Consider the following 14,862-nt stretch of genomic DNA (forward strand, 5'->3'; position numbering starts at 1 on the left):
TCCAACTCCTCTCTAGCTGGCCCGAGATACGGCGCCATCCCTTATCAGGTTTCGCAGCGCCGTTTTATTCCAGATCAACGAAACAAAGCACGCAAGAAAAAAGCCCTGCCGGACGGCAGGGCTCCTATCCTCACGATCACAAGACCGCTACTCGACCTTCAGGCCGGCGAACTCGACGACCTTCTTCCACTTCTCGGTCTCGGCCTTGATCTCCTCGCCGAACGCCTCGGGCGTCTGCGCCCGCGGCTCGCCGCCGAGCTCGACCAGACGCTTGGCCATGTCGGGCTCCTTGATCACCGCGTTGACCTCGGCGTTGAGCTTGGCGATGATTTCCTTCGGCGTGTTCTTCGGCGCGCCCATGCCGAACAGTGCGCTGGCCTCATAGCCCTTGACGGTGTCTGCGATCGGCTGCACGTCAGGCAGCTGCGGCGAGCGTTCCGTGGTGGTGACGCCGATGGCGCGGAGCGAGCCGGAGCGGATGTGCTGGATGATCGAGGGCATGTTGTCGAAGATCACCTGCACCTGGCCGGCGAGCATGTCGGTGATCGCGGGCGCCGCGCCGCGATAGGGCACGTGCTGCATCTTGCAGCCGGTCATGGCCATGAACATCTCGCCGGACAGATGCACCGAGGTGCCGTTGCCGGACGAGGCCATGTTGACCTTGCCGGGATTGGCCTTCACGTATTCGATGAACTCGGCGACGTTCTTGGCCGGCACGTCCTTGTTGACGGTCATCACGTTCGGCACGCGCTGGAACGAGGCGACCGGCGCGATGTCGCGCACGAAGTTGAACTTCAGATTGGTGTAGAGCGAGGCGTTGATGTAGTTGGCCGGATTGACCAGTTGCAGCGTGTAGCCGTCGGCCTCGGCATTGACGACCGATTCGGTGGCGATATTGTTGCCGGCACCCGGCTTGTTCTCGATCACGAATTGCTGGCCGAGCTTTTCCGACAGGCGCTGGCCGATCAGCCGCGCCAGGATGTCGGTGGCCCCGCCCGGCGGATAGCCGACCACCCATTTCACCGGGCGGGCCGGATAATCGGCGGCAAGGGCCTTCGACAGCGGGGTGGCTGCAAGCGGACTGGCGGCGAGCAGGCCCAGCGCGGTACGGCGAGTGATCATCTCAAGGGTTCTCCCAACGTGTTGTTCTTGAAGCCAGATAGCTTGAAGCCGGCGTCCGCGAGGTTGTAACAAAGCTTGCCGCAGGCGCAAAGTGGGCGGGGCGCATCGCGACGAAAGGATAAGGCATGGTCGTCAAGGTCGAAGCCCTCGATCATCTCGTGATCAACGTCGCCGACGTCGCGGCCACCGCGGAGTGGTACGGCAAGATTCTCGGCATGGAAGTCAAGGTGTTCGACCCCGGCGGCGGCAAAGCGCCGCGGACTTCGCTGGTCTTTGGTAACCAGAAGATCAACGTCCGGCCGCGCGATGCCGACAAGGTGGAGTGGTTCACCGCGGACCACCAGACCGCCGGAAGCGAGGATCTCTGCTTCCTCACCTCCGCCACGCCCAATGAGGTGGTGGCGCATTTGCAGGCACACGGCGTCGCGATCGAGGAAGGCCCGGTTCCCAAGCAGGGCGCGCGCGGCACGCTGCGCTCGGTCTATTGCCGGGATCCGGACGGCAGCCTGATCGAGATTTCGTCGTACGAGGATTGAGAGGGGGTGGGCTCGCTGCCCGCCCCAAACACCGTCATTGCGAGGAGCTCTTGCGACGAGGCAATCCAGACCGCCCCCGCGGAGACGGACTGGATTGCTTCGCTGCGCTCGCAATGACGGGGAGAGAGCGTGCATTTCCGCGTCCCCGCGGATCTTCTCGCCGCGCCGTCCGGTGGCAGGAAGACGCAATCATCAAAAGGCAGCCGCCATCAAGATGCAGGCTGCACGGGAGGAATCATGTCGCTTCAACAGACCCCAGCCGGAATCGTCGGCCCATTCGACGGGCTCGACGTGCCCTGGCTCTTGAGGATGCGTGCCGAGGTCCGGCGTGATCATCCGTTCCTGATCTGGGCGCCGTTCGATGCGCCGGCGCGGCGCTGGAGCTATGGCGAATTTCACGAGCGGGTCGGCGCGCTCGCGGCAGGGCTGGCACGGCGCGGCGTGAAGCCGGGCGAATATGTGCTCATTCATCTCGACAATTGTATCGAGGCGCTGCTGGCCTGGTTTGCCTGTGTCGAGCTAGGGGCCATCGCGGTCACCACCAACACGCGCTCGGCGCCGGCCGAGATCGCGTATTTCGCCGATCATTGCGGCGCGGTCGCCGCGATCACGCAGCCGGCCTATGCGGAGATCGTCGCGCAGAATTGCCGCAACATAAGCTGGATGGCGGTGATCTCGCACGATGCAGGGGCGGCGCCGGCGCTAGGCGTCTCGCGGGGCGACAGTTTTGAATCCCTGTTCGCCGACAGCGCCGACCGCCCCAGGCGCGCGGCCGATCCGCTGGCGCCGTGCAGCGTGCAGTACACCTCGGGCACGACCTCGCGCCCCAAGGCGGTGCTGTGGACCCACGCCAACGCGCTGTGGGGCGCGAAGATCAACGCCGCGCACGAGGACCTGCACGCAAGCGACGTGCACCAGACCTATCTGCCGCTGTTCCACACCAATGCCCTCGCCTACTCCATGCTGGCGACGCTGTGGGTCGGCGCCACCTGCGTGATTCAGCCGCGCTTCTCGGCGAGCCGGTTCTGGAGCGTCGCGCGCGAGCACGGCGCGACATGGACCTCGACGATTCCGTTCTGCATGAAAGCGCTGCTCGAGCAGGAGATCCCGAGGGATCACAAATTCCGCCTGTGGGGCACTGCGATCAACGAACCGCCGGCCTTCGCGGCGTTCGGCGTCAAGGTCATCGGCTGGTGGGGCATGACCGAGACCATCACCCACGGCATCGTCGGTGAAGTCGACCAGCCCAACATACCCATGTCGATCGGCCGCGCCGCGCCGGAATATGAAATCCGCATCACCGGCGACGACGGCCGGCCGACCGAGGTCGGCGACACCGGCAATCTCGCGATCAAGGGCATCCCCGGCCTGTCGCTGTTCGCCGAATATCTGCACAACGAGAATGCGACGCGCGAGAGTTTTGACGCGCACGGCTTCTTCCTCACCGGCGACCGCGTCGAGCGGCTCGCGAACGGCTACATCAAGTTCGGCGACCGCGCCAAGGACATGCTGAAGGTCGGCGGCGAGAACGTCGCGGCCTCCGAGATCGAGCAGGTGATCGCCCTGGTGCCGGGCGTGCGCGAGGCGGCTGTCGTGGCCAAGTCGCATCCGATGCTGGACGAAGTGCCTGTGGTCTTCATCATCCCGCAAGGCGGTGTCGCCGGTGCTGCGGCTGATCTGCACGAGCGCGTGATGGAAGCCTGCCGCAAAGGCCTCGCCGACTTCAAGCTGCCGCGCGAGATCAGGTTCGTCGACGACATGCCGCGCTCGACACTGGAGAAGGTGGCGAAGGCGGAGCTGCGGAAGATGGTGGGGTGAGGACGGTGCCGTAGGGTGGGTTAGCGAAGCGTAACCCACCACTTCTGTCTCTGCGGATACTAAAGAGGTGGGTTACGCCTTCGGCTAACCCACCCTACGGCATCTCGCCTAAAACGACCCCAGCGCCACGGGCCTGAACGCCTGCAGCAGCTGCTGATCGAGCTTGCCGCCCATGCCTTCCATCATCCCGAACGCACGGGAATGCGTGAAGGGCATGCGGTAGGCGCGTTTCTCGACCAGCGCGGCGTAGATGTCGACGATCGTCGTCAGACGGACGATGTCGCTGATCTGGTTCGACGACAGGCCGTTCGGATAACCTGAGCCGTCGAGGAATTCGTGGTGATGCAGCACGACGTCGAGCATCTCCGGCGGGAACCCGCCTTGGGCTGCGAGCGCGTCATAGCCGCGGCGCGGATGCTGGCGGACCTCGGCCATCTCATCGTCGGAGAGCTTGCCGGGCTTGTCGAGCAGCGCGGAGGGAACGAAGGCCTTGCCGACATCGTGCAGCAGCGCGGCGCGGGTCAGGCGGCGCTGGTCGTCCTCGCGCATGCCGAGGTGCTGCGCGAAGGAGACGGCGAAGCCGGTGACGAACAGGCAGTGCCGGTAGCTGCCGACATGGTGGCAGCCCACCGTGGTGAGCCATTCGCGCAGCGAGGAATGCTTGATCGCCTTCAGGATCTTGCTCTCGGCGGCGATCACGTCGTCGAAGGTCAGGGGCACGCCGAGCGGCAGCTTCTCGAACATCTTCGCCAGCACCGCGTGCGCCGCCTCGACGCCGCGGTTGAGCGTCTTGCCGCGGTCGGTCGCGTCATAGGCGGCGGTGTCCGGGAAGGCTGCGCGGATGCGCTGAAGGATGGCGTCGGCCTGGAGCGGCCGCGAGATCGTGTCGGTGGCGCCCAGCGCCCAGGCCTGCATGGTGCCGTGATGCAGGGCATCGGCGAGCACGAACAGCCGCGGCATCGAACGATAGGCATCGCCGCGCAGCTTGTTGCGCACGCGCTGCACGCTTTCGGGGGAGCGCAGGTTGATATCGACCACGAGGCCGGAGAGATCGCGCGAGGGCTGCTCGGGAATCCCCTGCGTCGTCACCGTCGAGACATCGCCGACCGCCTTCAGGATGCTGGCGAGCTCGGTGCTCTCGTCGCTCCGGTCGGAGGCGAGCAGAAGCCGGCGTTTGGCGGCGGTTTTGGCTGAGGCGTTCATGACTTCCCCAAAGCACGGGATTGGATTTGGCGTCAGCCTAAGCCGGATCAGGTTCTCCGGCCCTTAAGAGGCGTGCTCAATGGAACTTTGCGGAATTGGGCGCAATTTTACGGATGTGGGTTCCAGGAGGGAGAACTCAAAAATCGCGAAAACAACCCCATGCACAGTAGGAAGCCATTGATGGATAAGAGGAATTCTCACCGTCATGGCCGGGCTCGTCCCGGCCATCCACGGCCTTTGGCCCCGGAGCACGAAGAACGTGGATGCCCGGGACGAGCCCGGGCATGACGGCTTGTGGGGATACGGATCACCACAAACAAATCCGCCGGAGGTTGGCCTCCGGCGGATCGTCTCATTCAGCAATCACGCTCGGCGTTACGCCTTCATGCTCGCCTTCACGGCTTCCGCCGTGATCGGCAGTGCCCGCACACGGGCGCCTGAGGCGTTGAAGATGGCGTTGCCGATGGCAGGGGCGACCACGGTGACCGCGGGCTCGCCGACGCCGGTGGCCTTCTCGCCATTGGCGATCACGGTAACCGCGACCTCGGGCATCTGGCTCATGCGCAAGGGCGTGTAGCTATCGAAATTGGTCTGCTCGATGCCACCGTCCTTCAGCGTCGCCTTCTCGTACATCGCCAGCGACAGGCCCCACAGCGCCGCGCCCTCGACCTGGGCACGGATATTGTCGGGATGCACCTGCGTGCCGACGTCGGTTGCGACCGTGAGCTTCTTCACGGTGACCGCGCCCGACGGCGCCACCGCGACATGGGCGACGCACGCCGTCCAGCTTGCGGTCGCGCGCTCCTGCGACGAGACGCAGGCAACCCCCATGCCCTCGCCTTTCGGCAATGGCCTGGTGCCGTAGCCCGACAGTCCCATCGCGGCGAGCAGTGTGTTGCGCAGCCGCTGCGCGCCGCCGTCGTTCTTGCCGGCGCCGTCGAGCAGCGAGATGCGGAACTGCGCGGGATCCTTGCCCGTGGCCGCCGCGATCTCGTCGATCATGCTTTCGACCGCCCAGAAGGTCCAGCCCGGCGCCACCGAACGGAGCTGGCCGGACGGCGTGGCGTTGTGCGCGAGCTCGTTCTTGATCGCGCGCACATAATGGTTGGGCACGGTGTAGAAGAAGTCGGCGCCGTTCACCGTGAAGCTGTCGAGCGGACCCTTCTTGTCGACCGAGGGCGTCAGGAAATCGGGGATTCCCCAGCGCGCGGTCGGCCAGGCCGAGACCACGTCGTGGCTGAGCGCGACGAGCTTGCCGTCGCCGTCCACGCCGGCCTTGACCTTTTGATAGGTGAGCGGACGCGAGAAATCCATCGTCATGTCGTTCTCGCGCGAGTAGATCACCTTGACCGGCTTGCCGACCGCCTTCGCCGCCTGCACCGCCGGAATCATCATGTCGGCATCGAGCCTGCGGCCAAAGCCGCCGCCCAGCCAATGCTGATGCATCACGACGAATTTCGGATCGATCCCGGCCGCACCCGCAGCGATCGCGCCGGAGCGCGTCGCGAACTGGTTGCCGGAATAGATGTGCAGGATGTCGCCCTTGAACTCCGCAGTGGCGTTCATCGGCTCCAGCGGCGCATGGATGTTGATGCTGGTGGTGTACTCCGCCTCCACCACCTTGGCCGCCGAACCGAAGGCCGCGTTCGGATCGCCGTCCTTGACGAAGAACTGGCCGGAATCCTCCAGGCCCTGAAGCCGCTTGGCCTCGTCCAGCAGCGACTGGCTCGACAGTTTTGCGTTCGGACCGCCGTCATAGGCGATCTTCAGCGCATCCGCCGCCTTGCGCGCGTTGGCGTAGGTGCTCGCCACCGCGACGACCCAGCCGGAGGTGGTTCCGGTCTTGTCGTCGAGGATGACGGCTTTCATGAAGCCGGGCACCTTCTTGGCATCGCTGTCGTCGACCGACTTCACCGTCGCGCCGAAGCGTACCGGCGGGGTCACCACCTTGCCGTAGGCCATGCCCGGCAGCATCACGTCGATGCCGTACTTGGCCGTGCCATTGGTCTTGGAGGGGATGTCGAGCTGCGGCACCGACACGCCGATCATGGTGTATTGGTCCGGCGTCTTCAGCTTGATCGCCTTCAGCTCGTCCGGCGTGAAGGTCTTGGTCGCCTTGCCGCTCTTGACGATGTCGGCAAACGACATCTGCTTCCTCGACTTCGGATGCGAGACGATGGAATCGCGCACCACCAGCTGGTCCTTGAAGTAGGGCGGCAGCCCCATGGCTGCAGCGGCGGCCTCCGTCAACGCAATGCGACCGGCCGCACCCGCCCGGCTCATCGCCTCGAAGTTCATCATGGTCGACCAGCTGCCGCCGGTGATCTGTGCGCCGAGCACGGGATCGTTGAACTTCGGATCGTTGGAGGCGAGCGCGACGCGCATGTCGCTCCATTTCGCGCCCAACTCCTCGCAGACGATCTGCGCCATGGTGGAGGCGATGTGCTGGCCCATGTCGGCCTTGCCGCAGGTCACGGTGACGAGACCATCCGGCGAGATCGCATACCAGACGCTCGGCTCGAAATTGGCGGGAGCCGCAGCCGACGCGGAATCGATGCCGGGCACGCCGGCATAGCCGAGCACGAGGCCGCTTGCGGCGGTGCCGACGAGGAAGGAGCGGCGGCTGAGATCGGTCGTCGCGGGGGTGACGTTCTTGACGTGCTTATTCATGTGGGCCTCCGTTCGTTGCCGGAGGCGGACGCGGTGCGCATCTCGGATGCGGCTCGCATGATCGCCTTCTGGATCCGCGAATAGGTCATGCAGCGGCAGAGGTTGCCGTCCATATGCGCCACGACTTCTTCCTTGGTCGGATTGGGATTCTTCGACAGCAGCGAAGCTGCCTGCATGATCTGCCCGGACTGGCAGTACCCGCATTGCGGCACCTGCTCGGCGACCCACGCCTTCTGCAAGGGATGATCGCCCTTGGCGGAAAGGCCTTCGATGGTGGTGATCTTCTTGCCGGCGACATCGCCGACCATGGTCTGACACGAGCGTACGGCTTCGCCGTTGACGTGCACGGTGCAGGCCCCGCACAGCCCGGCACCGCAGCCGAACTTGGTGCCGGTCATCTGCAATTGCTCGCGGATCGCCCAGAGGAGCGGCGTGTCGTTCGCCGCATCCACGGACATACTCCGCCCGTTGATGGTGAGTGTTGGCATAGGCGTCTTCCCCTGCCGGTGCATGAAGCCGCTTACGGCGGCAACTTGAATAGCGGACGCCCACCGGGCTGGCGTCAGCCTTGGCGGCGAGAATGATCGGGTTCGCGTGCCGTGGCAAATGCAATTTGGAACGAGTCGAAAAAAGCCGCCTCTGCACTTGCTCGTTGTGCGCCGCGCCAACGGCGCCGACGCAGCCACTGGACACAACAGCGCGTGCGTCAGACATGCGTGCCATCGCTTTCAGGCAGTTTCTTCCAGGTAACTTGGCGAAGTAGAATGCAGCCAACCGCGAACCTTACCCTCCCCTGGAGGGGGAGAGTGAAACACTGAGATTGCGGCTAGAACAAAAAGAAAGGGGCGGAAGCGATGCCAAGGATCGATCGCGACGGCGTCAATATCTACTACGAAGTTCACGGCGACGGTCCGCCGCTGCTGCTCACCCACGGCTATTCCTCGACGTCGGCGATGTGGCATGGGCAGGTCGATGCGCTCGCGAGGGACCACATGCTCGTGCTGTGGGACATGCGCGGCCACGGCCAGTCCGATTATCCGGATGATCCCAACGCCTATAGTGAAACTCTGACGGTCGGCGACATGGCGGCGGTCCTCAACGCTGTCGGCGCTGAGCGCGCGATCATCGGTGGTCTCTCGCTCGGCGGCTACATGTCGCTCGCGTTCTATCGCACCTATCCGCAAGCCGCCCGTGCGCTGCTGATCATCGACACGGGGCCCGGCTTCAAGAAGGACGACGCCCGCGATGCCTGGAATGCGCGGGCACTCGGCACCGCCGACAAGCTCGATCGCGAAGGTCTCGACATGCTGAAATCGGCGACGCGCGAGCGCGCCACCGCGAGCCACCGCAACGCCAGGGGATTGGCGCTCGCCGCGCGCGGCATGCTGACCCAGCGGGATGCGCGCGTGATCGAGCTGCTGCCCGACATCAGGGTGCCCTGCCTGATCGTGGTCGGCGCCGACGACACGCCGTTCCTCGCCGCGTCCGATTACATGGCGGCAAAAATCCCCGGCGCACAAAAGGTCGTGATCCCCGCGGCCGGCCACGCCGTCAACATCGATCAACCCAAGGCTTTTGTTGACGCGGTCGAGCCTTTCCTGAAGAACTTGCCGGCATAGGCCGGACAATCAGGGACGCTAGACCATGATGCGAGCGATCTTCGCGGCGGGCGCAACAGCGGCCCTGTTGTCGGCAGCGCACGCCGAACCCTTCGGCACTGTGCCGCCGCGCCAGCCCTTCGTCACGACCTTGTCGAACAATACGCCGCTCGGCTTCGGCATGGATGCCGAGCAAACCGCCCGCGCCCTCGGGCAGCCGCTGCAATATGTGCGGGGCCGGCCCGGCAACGAGATCTATCTCGCGCTGCGCAACATCGGCGGCAGCGGCTTGATCCCCTACCGCCACCGCCTGTTCCTGCAATTCCGTCATGGACGGCTGGCAGGGTGGAAGGAGGATTACGGCGAGAACTGGATGTGGGAGTAGGTGTTGCCGCTCACGGCCTCGGACCACGGCGCATGATGAGCGGAGCTTTACGCTGAAGTTTCGGCTTCGTCATGGCCGGGCTTGTCCCGGCCATCCAAGATCTTCCGTGCGGCACCAAGAACGTGGATGCCCGGGACATAGGCGAGCGAAGCGACGCCGTCCTTCAGACGGCTATGCCCGGGCATGACGAGATTGTGGAACGAGCGAATTTCCCTATCGACGACCAACCAAGAAGGACAACCCGCGTGGGACACGACATCAAGCTGACGGCCTCCGACAATTTCCAGTTTGGCGCCTATCGCGCCGATCCCGGTGGTACGCCGAAGGGCGCGGTGGTGGTGATCCAGGAGATCTTTGGCGTCAATCACCACATCCGCTCGGTCTGCGACCGCCTCGCCGGGGAAGGCTATGTGGCGATCGCGCCGTCGATCTTCGACCGCACCACGCCGGGCTTCCAGTCGGGCTATTCGCCCGATGAGATCGCCGAAGCCCGCAAGTTCGTCGCCAGCCCCGATTGGGCGGCGATGCTGCGCGACACCCAGGCCGCGATCGATGCGGTGAAGAGCGTGGGTCCGGTGGGCATCATCGGCTTTTGCCTGGGGGGCAGCATCGCCTTTGTCGCGGCGACGCGGCTGTCGGGACTGAAGGCTGCGATCGGCTATTACGGCGGCGCGGTCGTGCGCTTCGCAGACGAGACGCCGAAGGCGCCGACGCAACTGCATTTCGGCGAGAAGGATGCGGGCATCCCCCTGACCGACGTCGAGACCATCAAGTCGAAGCGGCCGGACGTGGAGGTGTTCGTCTATCCGGGCGCCCAGCACGGCTTCCATTGCGACGAGCGCGCGAGCTACGACAAGGCCAGCGCCGACATCGCCTGGCCGCGCAGCATGGACTTTTTCGCGAAGCATTTGAAATAGGGCGCGTCTCTTTCGTCTGTCATTCCGGGGCGACGCGTCAGCGTCGAACCCGGAATCCATCGGGCGTCAGCGATGGTGGCGCGATGGATTCCGGGCTCGCGCTATCGCGCGCCCCGGAATGACAAGAGGAGAGAGTTGCGCCATCTCAAAGCAGGAATCGGGTGGCTGCATCCTGCCGCCCGGCGATAGAGCTGGCCAATCGAGCCAACTCACGCCGGGAGATCGCCATGCCGCAAGCCATCACGCACCTCGTCATCCGCAATCCGTTCGGAACCATGGATGTCCCCTCACCCGATGATTACGAAGTGATGGCTTATGCCGCGACGGCCACGCTGCCTGGCGGTGCCGCGGACGGCAATGCGCCGGCGTGGGCAGCGATCGCAGCGCCATCCGATCCGCTCGAAGGCATCTGGGCGAGCCGCTGGAACGGCGGCGCCGATCCGACCATCGCCGGCGACACGGCGGAGACGTGGAAACAAGGGCGCGCGGAAGTGCGCATCACGGGCAGCCGTATCTATCTGCGCTTCGACTGGGACAATGGCCGCCGGCACGGGCTGATCGAGGCCGCACGCGAGGGCGCGGATCGGCTGGTCGGAAAATATGTCAACCTGACCACGCCGGCGATCACACGGCCATGGGTCGGACGCGTCATCGACGCCAACAGGATCGATGGATGTTTTCCTGACGGGCGGCTGGATTTCAGGCGGTGAGCTAGAACCAGCGCTCGCCGACGAACACGGTGTCGCCGGGGTTCAAGGGGGTGCCGAGCGGCACCACGGCGCGCATGGAGCCGCCGTTCTCGGTGTGCGTGATGGTGACCACGTCGCGCTTGGCGCGGGGCGAGAAACCGCCGGCGATTGCGACCGCACTCTCGACCGTCATGTTCGGCACGTAAGGATATTGGCCGGGCGCCGTGACTTCGCCGAGAATGAAGAACGGGCGATAGGCCTCGATCTCGACCGCGACCGAGGGCTCGCGGATGTAACCGTTGCGCAGACGCGCGGCGATCTCGCCGGCAAGGCCCGCCGTGGTGCGGCCGCGGGCCGGCACTGCACCGATCAGCGGCATGGTGATGGATCCGCCGGCGTCGATGGCATAGCTGTTGGTGAGACCTTCCTGGCCGTAGACCACGACGCGGAGCTTGTCGCCGGCGTCGAGATGGTAGGAAGCGTCATAGCGCATCGGCGCGGCGTAGCCGACCGGCATCGGTGCGGGCGAAGAGGCAAAGGAATTACGCAGCGCGCCGATGGCGCCGCCGCCATCAGCGACGACAACCGGCTGCGGCGCACTGTAGGGCTGGCCATAGGCCATGGAATCGAGATCGGCGCGCGGCTGCATCACCGCGACGGGGCCGGCGGTCTGCATGCAGCCGCCAAGGGTCAGCGCGGCGGACGCTGCCAGGGACGCTGCCAAGATCGACCATCGAAACGCGCGTGCAACCGGCACCGGACCAATCCCTCGAAACGAGACGGCTTAAGTGATGCACCGGTTATGGTTAATAAAGCGTTGAGCGGGGCGGGGTGCTTTGCGGGCGCGATAGCTGCCGCACACTCCGTCATGCCCGGGCTTGTCCCGGGCATGACGAACTTCTGGTGGGACCTACGCGCTCACGCCGACGCCGATCGGGCAGGACACGCCGGTGCCCCCTAAGCCGCAATAGCCGGCGGGATTCTTCGCCAGATATTGCTGATGGTAGTCCTCAGCGAAATAGAATTCGCCTGATGGCGCGATTTCGGTGGTGATGGCACCGAGGCCTTTTGCAGCAAGCGCCTTCTGATAGAGCGCCTTCGACTCGTCGGCCGCCTTCTTCTGCGCATCGGAATAGGTGTAGATCGCGCTACGATATTGCGTGCCGACATCGTTGCCCTGACGCATGCCCTGCGTCGGGTTGTGGCTCTCCCAGAACGTCTGCAGGAGCTTCTCGTAAGACAGCTTGTTCGGATCGAACACGACCAGCACCACTTCGGTGTGACCGGTTCGTCCCGAGCAGGTCTCTTCATAGGTCGGGTTCGGCGTATGGCCGCCGGCATAGCCGACGGCGGTGGTGTAGATGCCATCGCCGAGCTGCCAGAACTTGCGCTCGGCGCCCCAGAAGCAGCCGAGCCCGAACACGGCCTGCTCGAGGCCAGCGGGATAAGGCGGCTTGAGCTTGCTGCCGTTGACGAAATGGGTGGTCGCGGTCGGAATGGCTTGCGCACGGCCAGGCAGCGCTTCAGTTGCGCTCGGCAATGCGGTGGTCTTGCGCATGAACAGCATGATTGGATCTCCGCAGACGAGCCGTCCGTCGCCCGAGCCAGATGCTCAGGCGGCGTGCTCGCGATCAGGTGGGAATATAGGGATCTACGCTGGCGAGAGCGGCCTTGTTACGCCGAACGCCTCGCGAGCGCTCAATCCCGGGAATTGAGGATCAATCCCGGGAATAGCCGATCAGCGGTTTCCGCGGCCGGAACAGGATCATCAGCAGGATGCCGAGAATGCCGAGGACGGCGAACACCGGCTGATCCAGCAGCAGGCGGATCACCGAGGTCCAGAGCCAGGGCGCCTTGGCCTCGACCCAGGTGCGGAATGCCGATTGGCTGGCCTGATTGATGTCGTTCCAGAACTGGCCGAACCGGGTGAATTTGAGGGTCTGGTCGGCCACCCAGCGGGCGCCGTCATAGACCATGAAGATGAACCCGCCAGCGAGCAGCAACAGCCCAATCAGTCGGAAAAAACCGCGGATCATGCCTCACCTTATATGGTCGTCCGATCGGAGGAGCCGACAAAACGCCGCCAGCCAATAGCCGGGAGACGGCAGAAATTCAACCTCTTCAGGGCGTTACGACGCCCCTGGAGCGCCCCGGGGGCCGCTTTTCCAGCCTGGAAAGCGTTGACGGTGCCGAAGACCCTCTCTATAAGGGCGCCAACTGGCGGCGGGCGCAATCCTGCCGCCGCTGTTCTTTGAGCAGTTGCTGGCTCCTTGGGCTTAGAGCTCTTTGCGGCCTCATGTTCCGGGGACAGCCCAGCAACCGAACACCCTAAATCCGAGCGTCGATTCCGCGGTCAAGCAAGCCGGCGCTACCCGACCAAGACGCGACCGGTACCCGCAAAGGATATTGAGACCATGGCCAATACCACTTCCGCCAAGAAAGCGACGCGCAAGATCGCCCGCCGCACCGCCGTCAACAAGTCGCGCCGCACCCAGATGCGCGGTGCCGTGCGTAACGTCGAAGAAGCCATCGCGACCGGCGACCGCGCCGCTGCCGTGAAGGCGCTGGCGAATGCCGAGCCCGCCTTGATGCGCGCCGCCCAGCGCAACATCATTCACAAGAACAACGCCAGCCGCAAAGTCTCGCGCCTCACCGCGCAGATCGCCAAGCTCGCCAAGTAACGAGCCAGGTAACGGCGAACCAATCGGTCGGCCGATCCGATCGAACATCGCACGCGTCAAACAGCCCGGCATCGCGCCGGGCTTTTTTGTTGCCAGTCATATTCACTCAACCGGTCACGCCACAGTCGATCTTCGATCGGAAGGTTTGCACCGCCTGCGCTATTCTTCGTTCCGTAGTTCTACCTGCCGATGTTTTGCAACAGTGGAAACTTTCACCGCGTTGCAAAAACCCCTGTGCTGCGGGGCTAAGATGAATTCGCGCACGCAGGAGTTCTGCACACCGTAGATTCACCGGAACGCGCGTGGCTATGGAGTTACCCTGTGAAACGAGACTCAAAAAGCGATGTCTCGCTAATCACTTATCGACATAGCGACCGCAAGCATTTGGAAAATTCGCCGACACGTCCGGCGCGTGACGAATTTGTAAAAATTTTTTTAGCAGTGACGGAGAATTGTCACATGATGCCCGGCATTCTCGATTCTGTGCACGAATCCAAAAACTTGCTTCCGAGCCTGTGAACAACTCCCGCGCGGCGTTAACCGAGGTCAAGTTTTTTGACGCCTCAAGTGTGAATCAATTTCGTTGCGAGTCTTTCCGCATAGTGTATTCCTTAAGTCGTCAGCGGCGCCCACGATCTTCAGACCAGCGCGGTTTAGGAAACGGGGCGAGCGTGCAAATCGGCGGCGGTGTGCACGTAGGCGACGCTTCAAAAAGCGAATGTCGGATCAAAAACCCATAGCAATATGGGAATGGTATCTCTTTGTCTGAATGTCTCCAAGCGGGATCTTGCGTATCCCGATCGCGCGAGACGCACGGACATCGCAAAGTTACCCCGACACGAGCGATGGCGAAGCCGAGCGGACGAACAGTGCAGACGGGCAGGGCATCAGCGATTTTTCGTCGCGGGTGTCTTCAGAAGCAGGACCTTGTCGTGAGCGATCACGGCAGGACGGGGAGGTATCATGGCCTACGGATTCAACGCGGTATTGACACAAGTTCCATCGTTCAACGATGCCGTCTCCGATCCGTCCAGCGTTCAGCCTCCCACGTGCGAGGGCGCGTCGAGTACGCGCTGACCTCGCGAACTCTCCATCTCCGACATCGCTGATCTGACCCGCGGCGTTTGCGCCGAACGGTCGAGCTATGCCTGACGATGGACTCGCTTGAGGTCGCGCCATGACCAGGGAACCCCTGCATGGCGCTCACAACGCAACCTTATCTCTCAAGAGAAGTTTTTTGACG

At 64.0% G+C, this 14,862-nt stretch carries 14 protein-coding genes; 7 read left to right on the top strand and 7 right to left on the bottom strand.

Features of this window, described 5'->3' with window-relative positions; all coding sequences use genetic code 11:
- Positions 1–147: 147 nt before the first annotated feature.
- A complete protein-coding gene (locus CIT37_RS40020; protein ID WP_038970653.1) occupies positions 148–1,122 on the bottom strand; it encodes a Bug family tripartite tricarboxylate transporter substrate binding protein in 975 nt (324 codons plus the stop codon).
- 125 nt (positions 1,123–1,247) lie between these two features.
- On the opposite strand from CIT37_RS40020, the gene CIT37_RS40025 reads away from it, so the two are divergent.
- Together CIT37_RS40025 and CIT37_RS40030 are read left to right on the top strand one after the other, a co-directional pair.
- Positions 1,248–1,658 (top strand): VOC family protein, encoded by a 411-nt coding sequence (locus CIT37_RS40025; RefSeq protein WP_028139560.1) that lies wholly within the window; start codon positions 1,248–1,250, stop codon positions 1,656–1,658.
- 237 nt (positions 1,659–1,895) lie between these two features.
- Complete coding sequence (locus tag CIT37_RS40030; RefSeq protein ID WP_095424964.1) at positions 1,896–3,476, top strand: AMP-binding protein; 1,581 nt, start codon at positions 1,896–1,898, stop codon at positions 3,474–3,476.
- A 108-nt stretch (positions 3,477–3,584) separates the two neighbouring features.
- Here the strand turns inward: CIT37_RS40030 and CIT37_RS40035 are convergent, their stop codons facing one another.
- From CIT37_RS40035 to CIT37_RS40045, 3 genes are all read right to left on the bottom strand, one after another.
- Positions 3,585–4,679, bottom strand: coding sequence for an HD-GYP domain-containing protein (locus CIT37_RS40035; RefSeq protein ID WP_038949405.1), 1,095 nt, complete (start codon positions 4,677–4,679; stop codon positions 3,585–3,587).
- Positions 4,680–5,054: 375 nt separating this feature from the next.
- Positions 5,055–7,349, bottom strand: coding sequence for a xanthine dehydrogenase family protein molybdopterin-binding subunit (locus CIT37_RS40040; protein WP_095424954.1), 2,295 nt, complete (start codon positions 7,347–7,349; stop codon positions 5,055–5,057).
- Positions 7,346–7,837: a (2Fe-2S)-binding protein gene (locus CIT37_RS40045; protein WP_028139556.1), complete on the bottom strand. Its 492-nt coding sequence runs from the start codon at positions 7,835–7,837 to the stop codon at positions 7,346–7,348. Before CIT37_RS40045 ends, CIT37_RS40040 begins: the two co-directional genes overlap by 4 nt.
- Before the next feature lie 366 nt (positions 7,838–8,203).
- On the opposite strand from CIT37_RS40045, the gene CIT37_RS40050 reads away from it, so the two are divergent.
- From CIT37_RS40050 to CIT37_RS40065, 4 genes are all read left to right on the top strand, one after another.
- A complete protein-coding gene (locus CIT37_RS40050; protein WP_095424955.1) occupies positions 8,204–8,968 on the top strand; it encodes an alpha/beta fold hydrolase in 765 nt (254 codons plus the stop codon).
- Positions 8,969–8,993: 25 nt separating this feature from the next.
- Complete coding sequence (locus CIT37_RS40055; protein WP_095424956.1) at positions 8,994–9,332, top strand: hypothetical protein; 339 nt, start codon at positions 8,994–8,996, stop codon at positions 9,330–9,332.
- Positions 9,333–9,577: 245 nt separating this feature from the next.
- The gene (locus CIT37_RS40060) at positions 9,578–10,249 is read left to right on the top strand and encodes a dienelactone hydrolase family protein (RefSeq protein WP_095424957.1); all 672 of its coding nucleotides are present in this window, start codon (positions 9,578–9,580) and stop codon (positions 10,247–10,249) included.
- 227 nt (positions 10,250–10,476) lie between these two features.
- Complete coding sequence (locus tag CIT37_RS40065) at positions 10,477–10,959, top strand: hypothetical protein (protein WP_038949410.1); 483 nt, start codon at positions 10,477–10,479, stop codon at positions 10,957–10,959.
- Position 10,960: 1 nt separating this feature from the next.
- Here the strand turns inward: CIT37_RS40065 and CIT37_RS40070 are convergent, their stop codons facing one another.
- The 3 genes from CIT37_RS40070 to CIT37_RS40080 all read right to left on the bottom strand — a co-directional run bounded on the left by CIT37_RS40070 (position 10,961) and on the right by CIT37_RS40080 (position 12,974).
- A complete protein-coding gene (locus CIT37_RS40070) occupies positions 10,961–11,695 on the bottom strand; it encodes a polysaccharide biosynthesis/export family protein (RefSeq protein WP_028139551.1) in 735 nt (244 codons plus the stop codon).
- A 153-nt stretch (positions 11,696–11,848) separates the two neighbouring features.
- On the bottom strand, positions 11,849–12,505 hold the full coding sequence (gene msrA, locus CIT37_RS40075; protein ID WP_028139550.1) for a peptide-methionine (S)-S-oxide reductase MsrA: 657 nt from the start codon (positions 12,503–12,505) through the stop codon (positions 11,849–11,851).
- Between the two features lie 151 nt (positions 12,506–12,656).
- Complete coding sequence (locus CIT37_RS40080; protein WP_028139549.1) at positions 12,657–12,974, bottom strand: hypothetical protein; 318 nt, start codon at positions 12,972–12,974, stop codon at positions 12,657–12,659.
- A 378-nt stretch (positions 12,975–13,352) separates the two neighbouring features.
- Between CIT37_RS40080 and rpsT the strand changes: the two genes are divergently transcribed.
- Positions 13,353–13,619 (top strand): 30S ribosomal protein S20, encoded by a 267-nt coding sequence (gene rpsT / locus CIT37_RS40085; protein WP_018319466.1) that lies wholly within the window; start codon positions 13,353–13,355, stop codon positions 13,617–13,619.
- Positions 13,620–14,862 lie beyond the last annotated feature (1,243 nt).

The sequence above is a fragment of the Bradyrhizobium ottawaense genome, from assembly GCF_002278135.3.
GTDB classification, from domain to species: domain Bacteria; phylum Pseudomonadota; class Alphaproteobacteria; order Rhizobiales; family Xanthobacteraceae; genus Bradyrhizobium; species Bradyrhizobium ottawaense.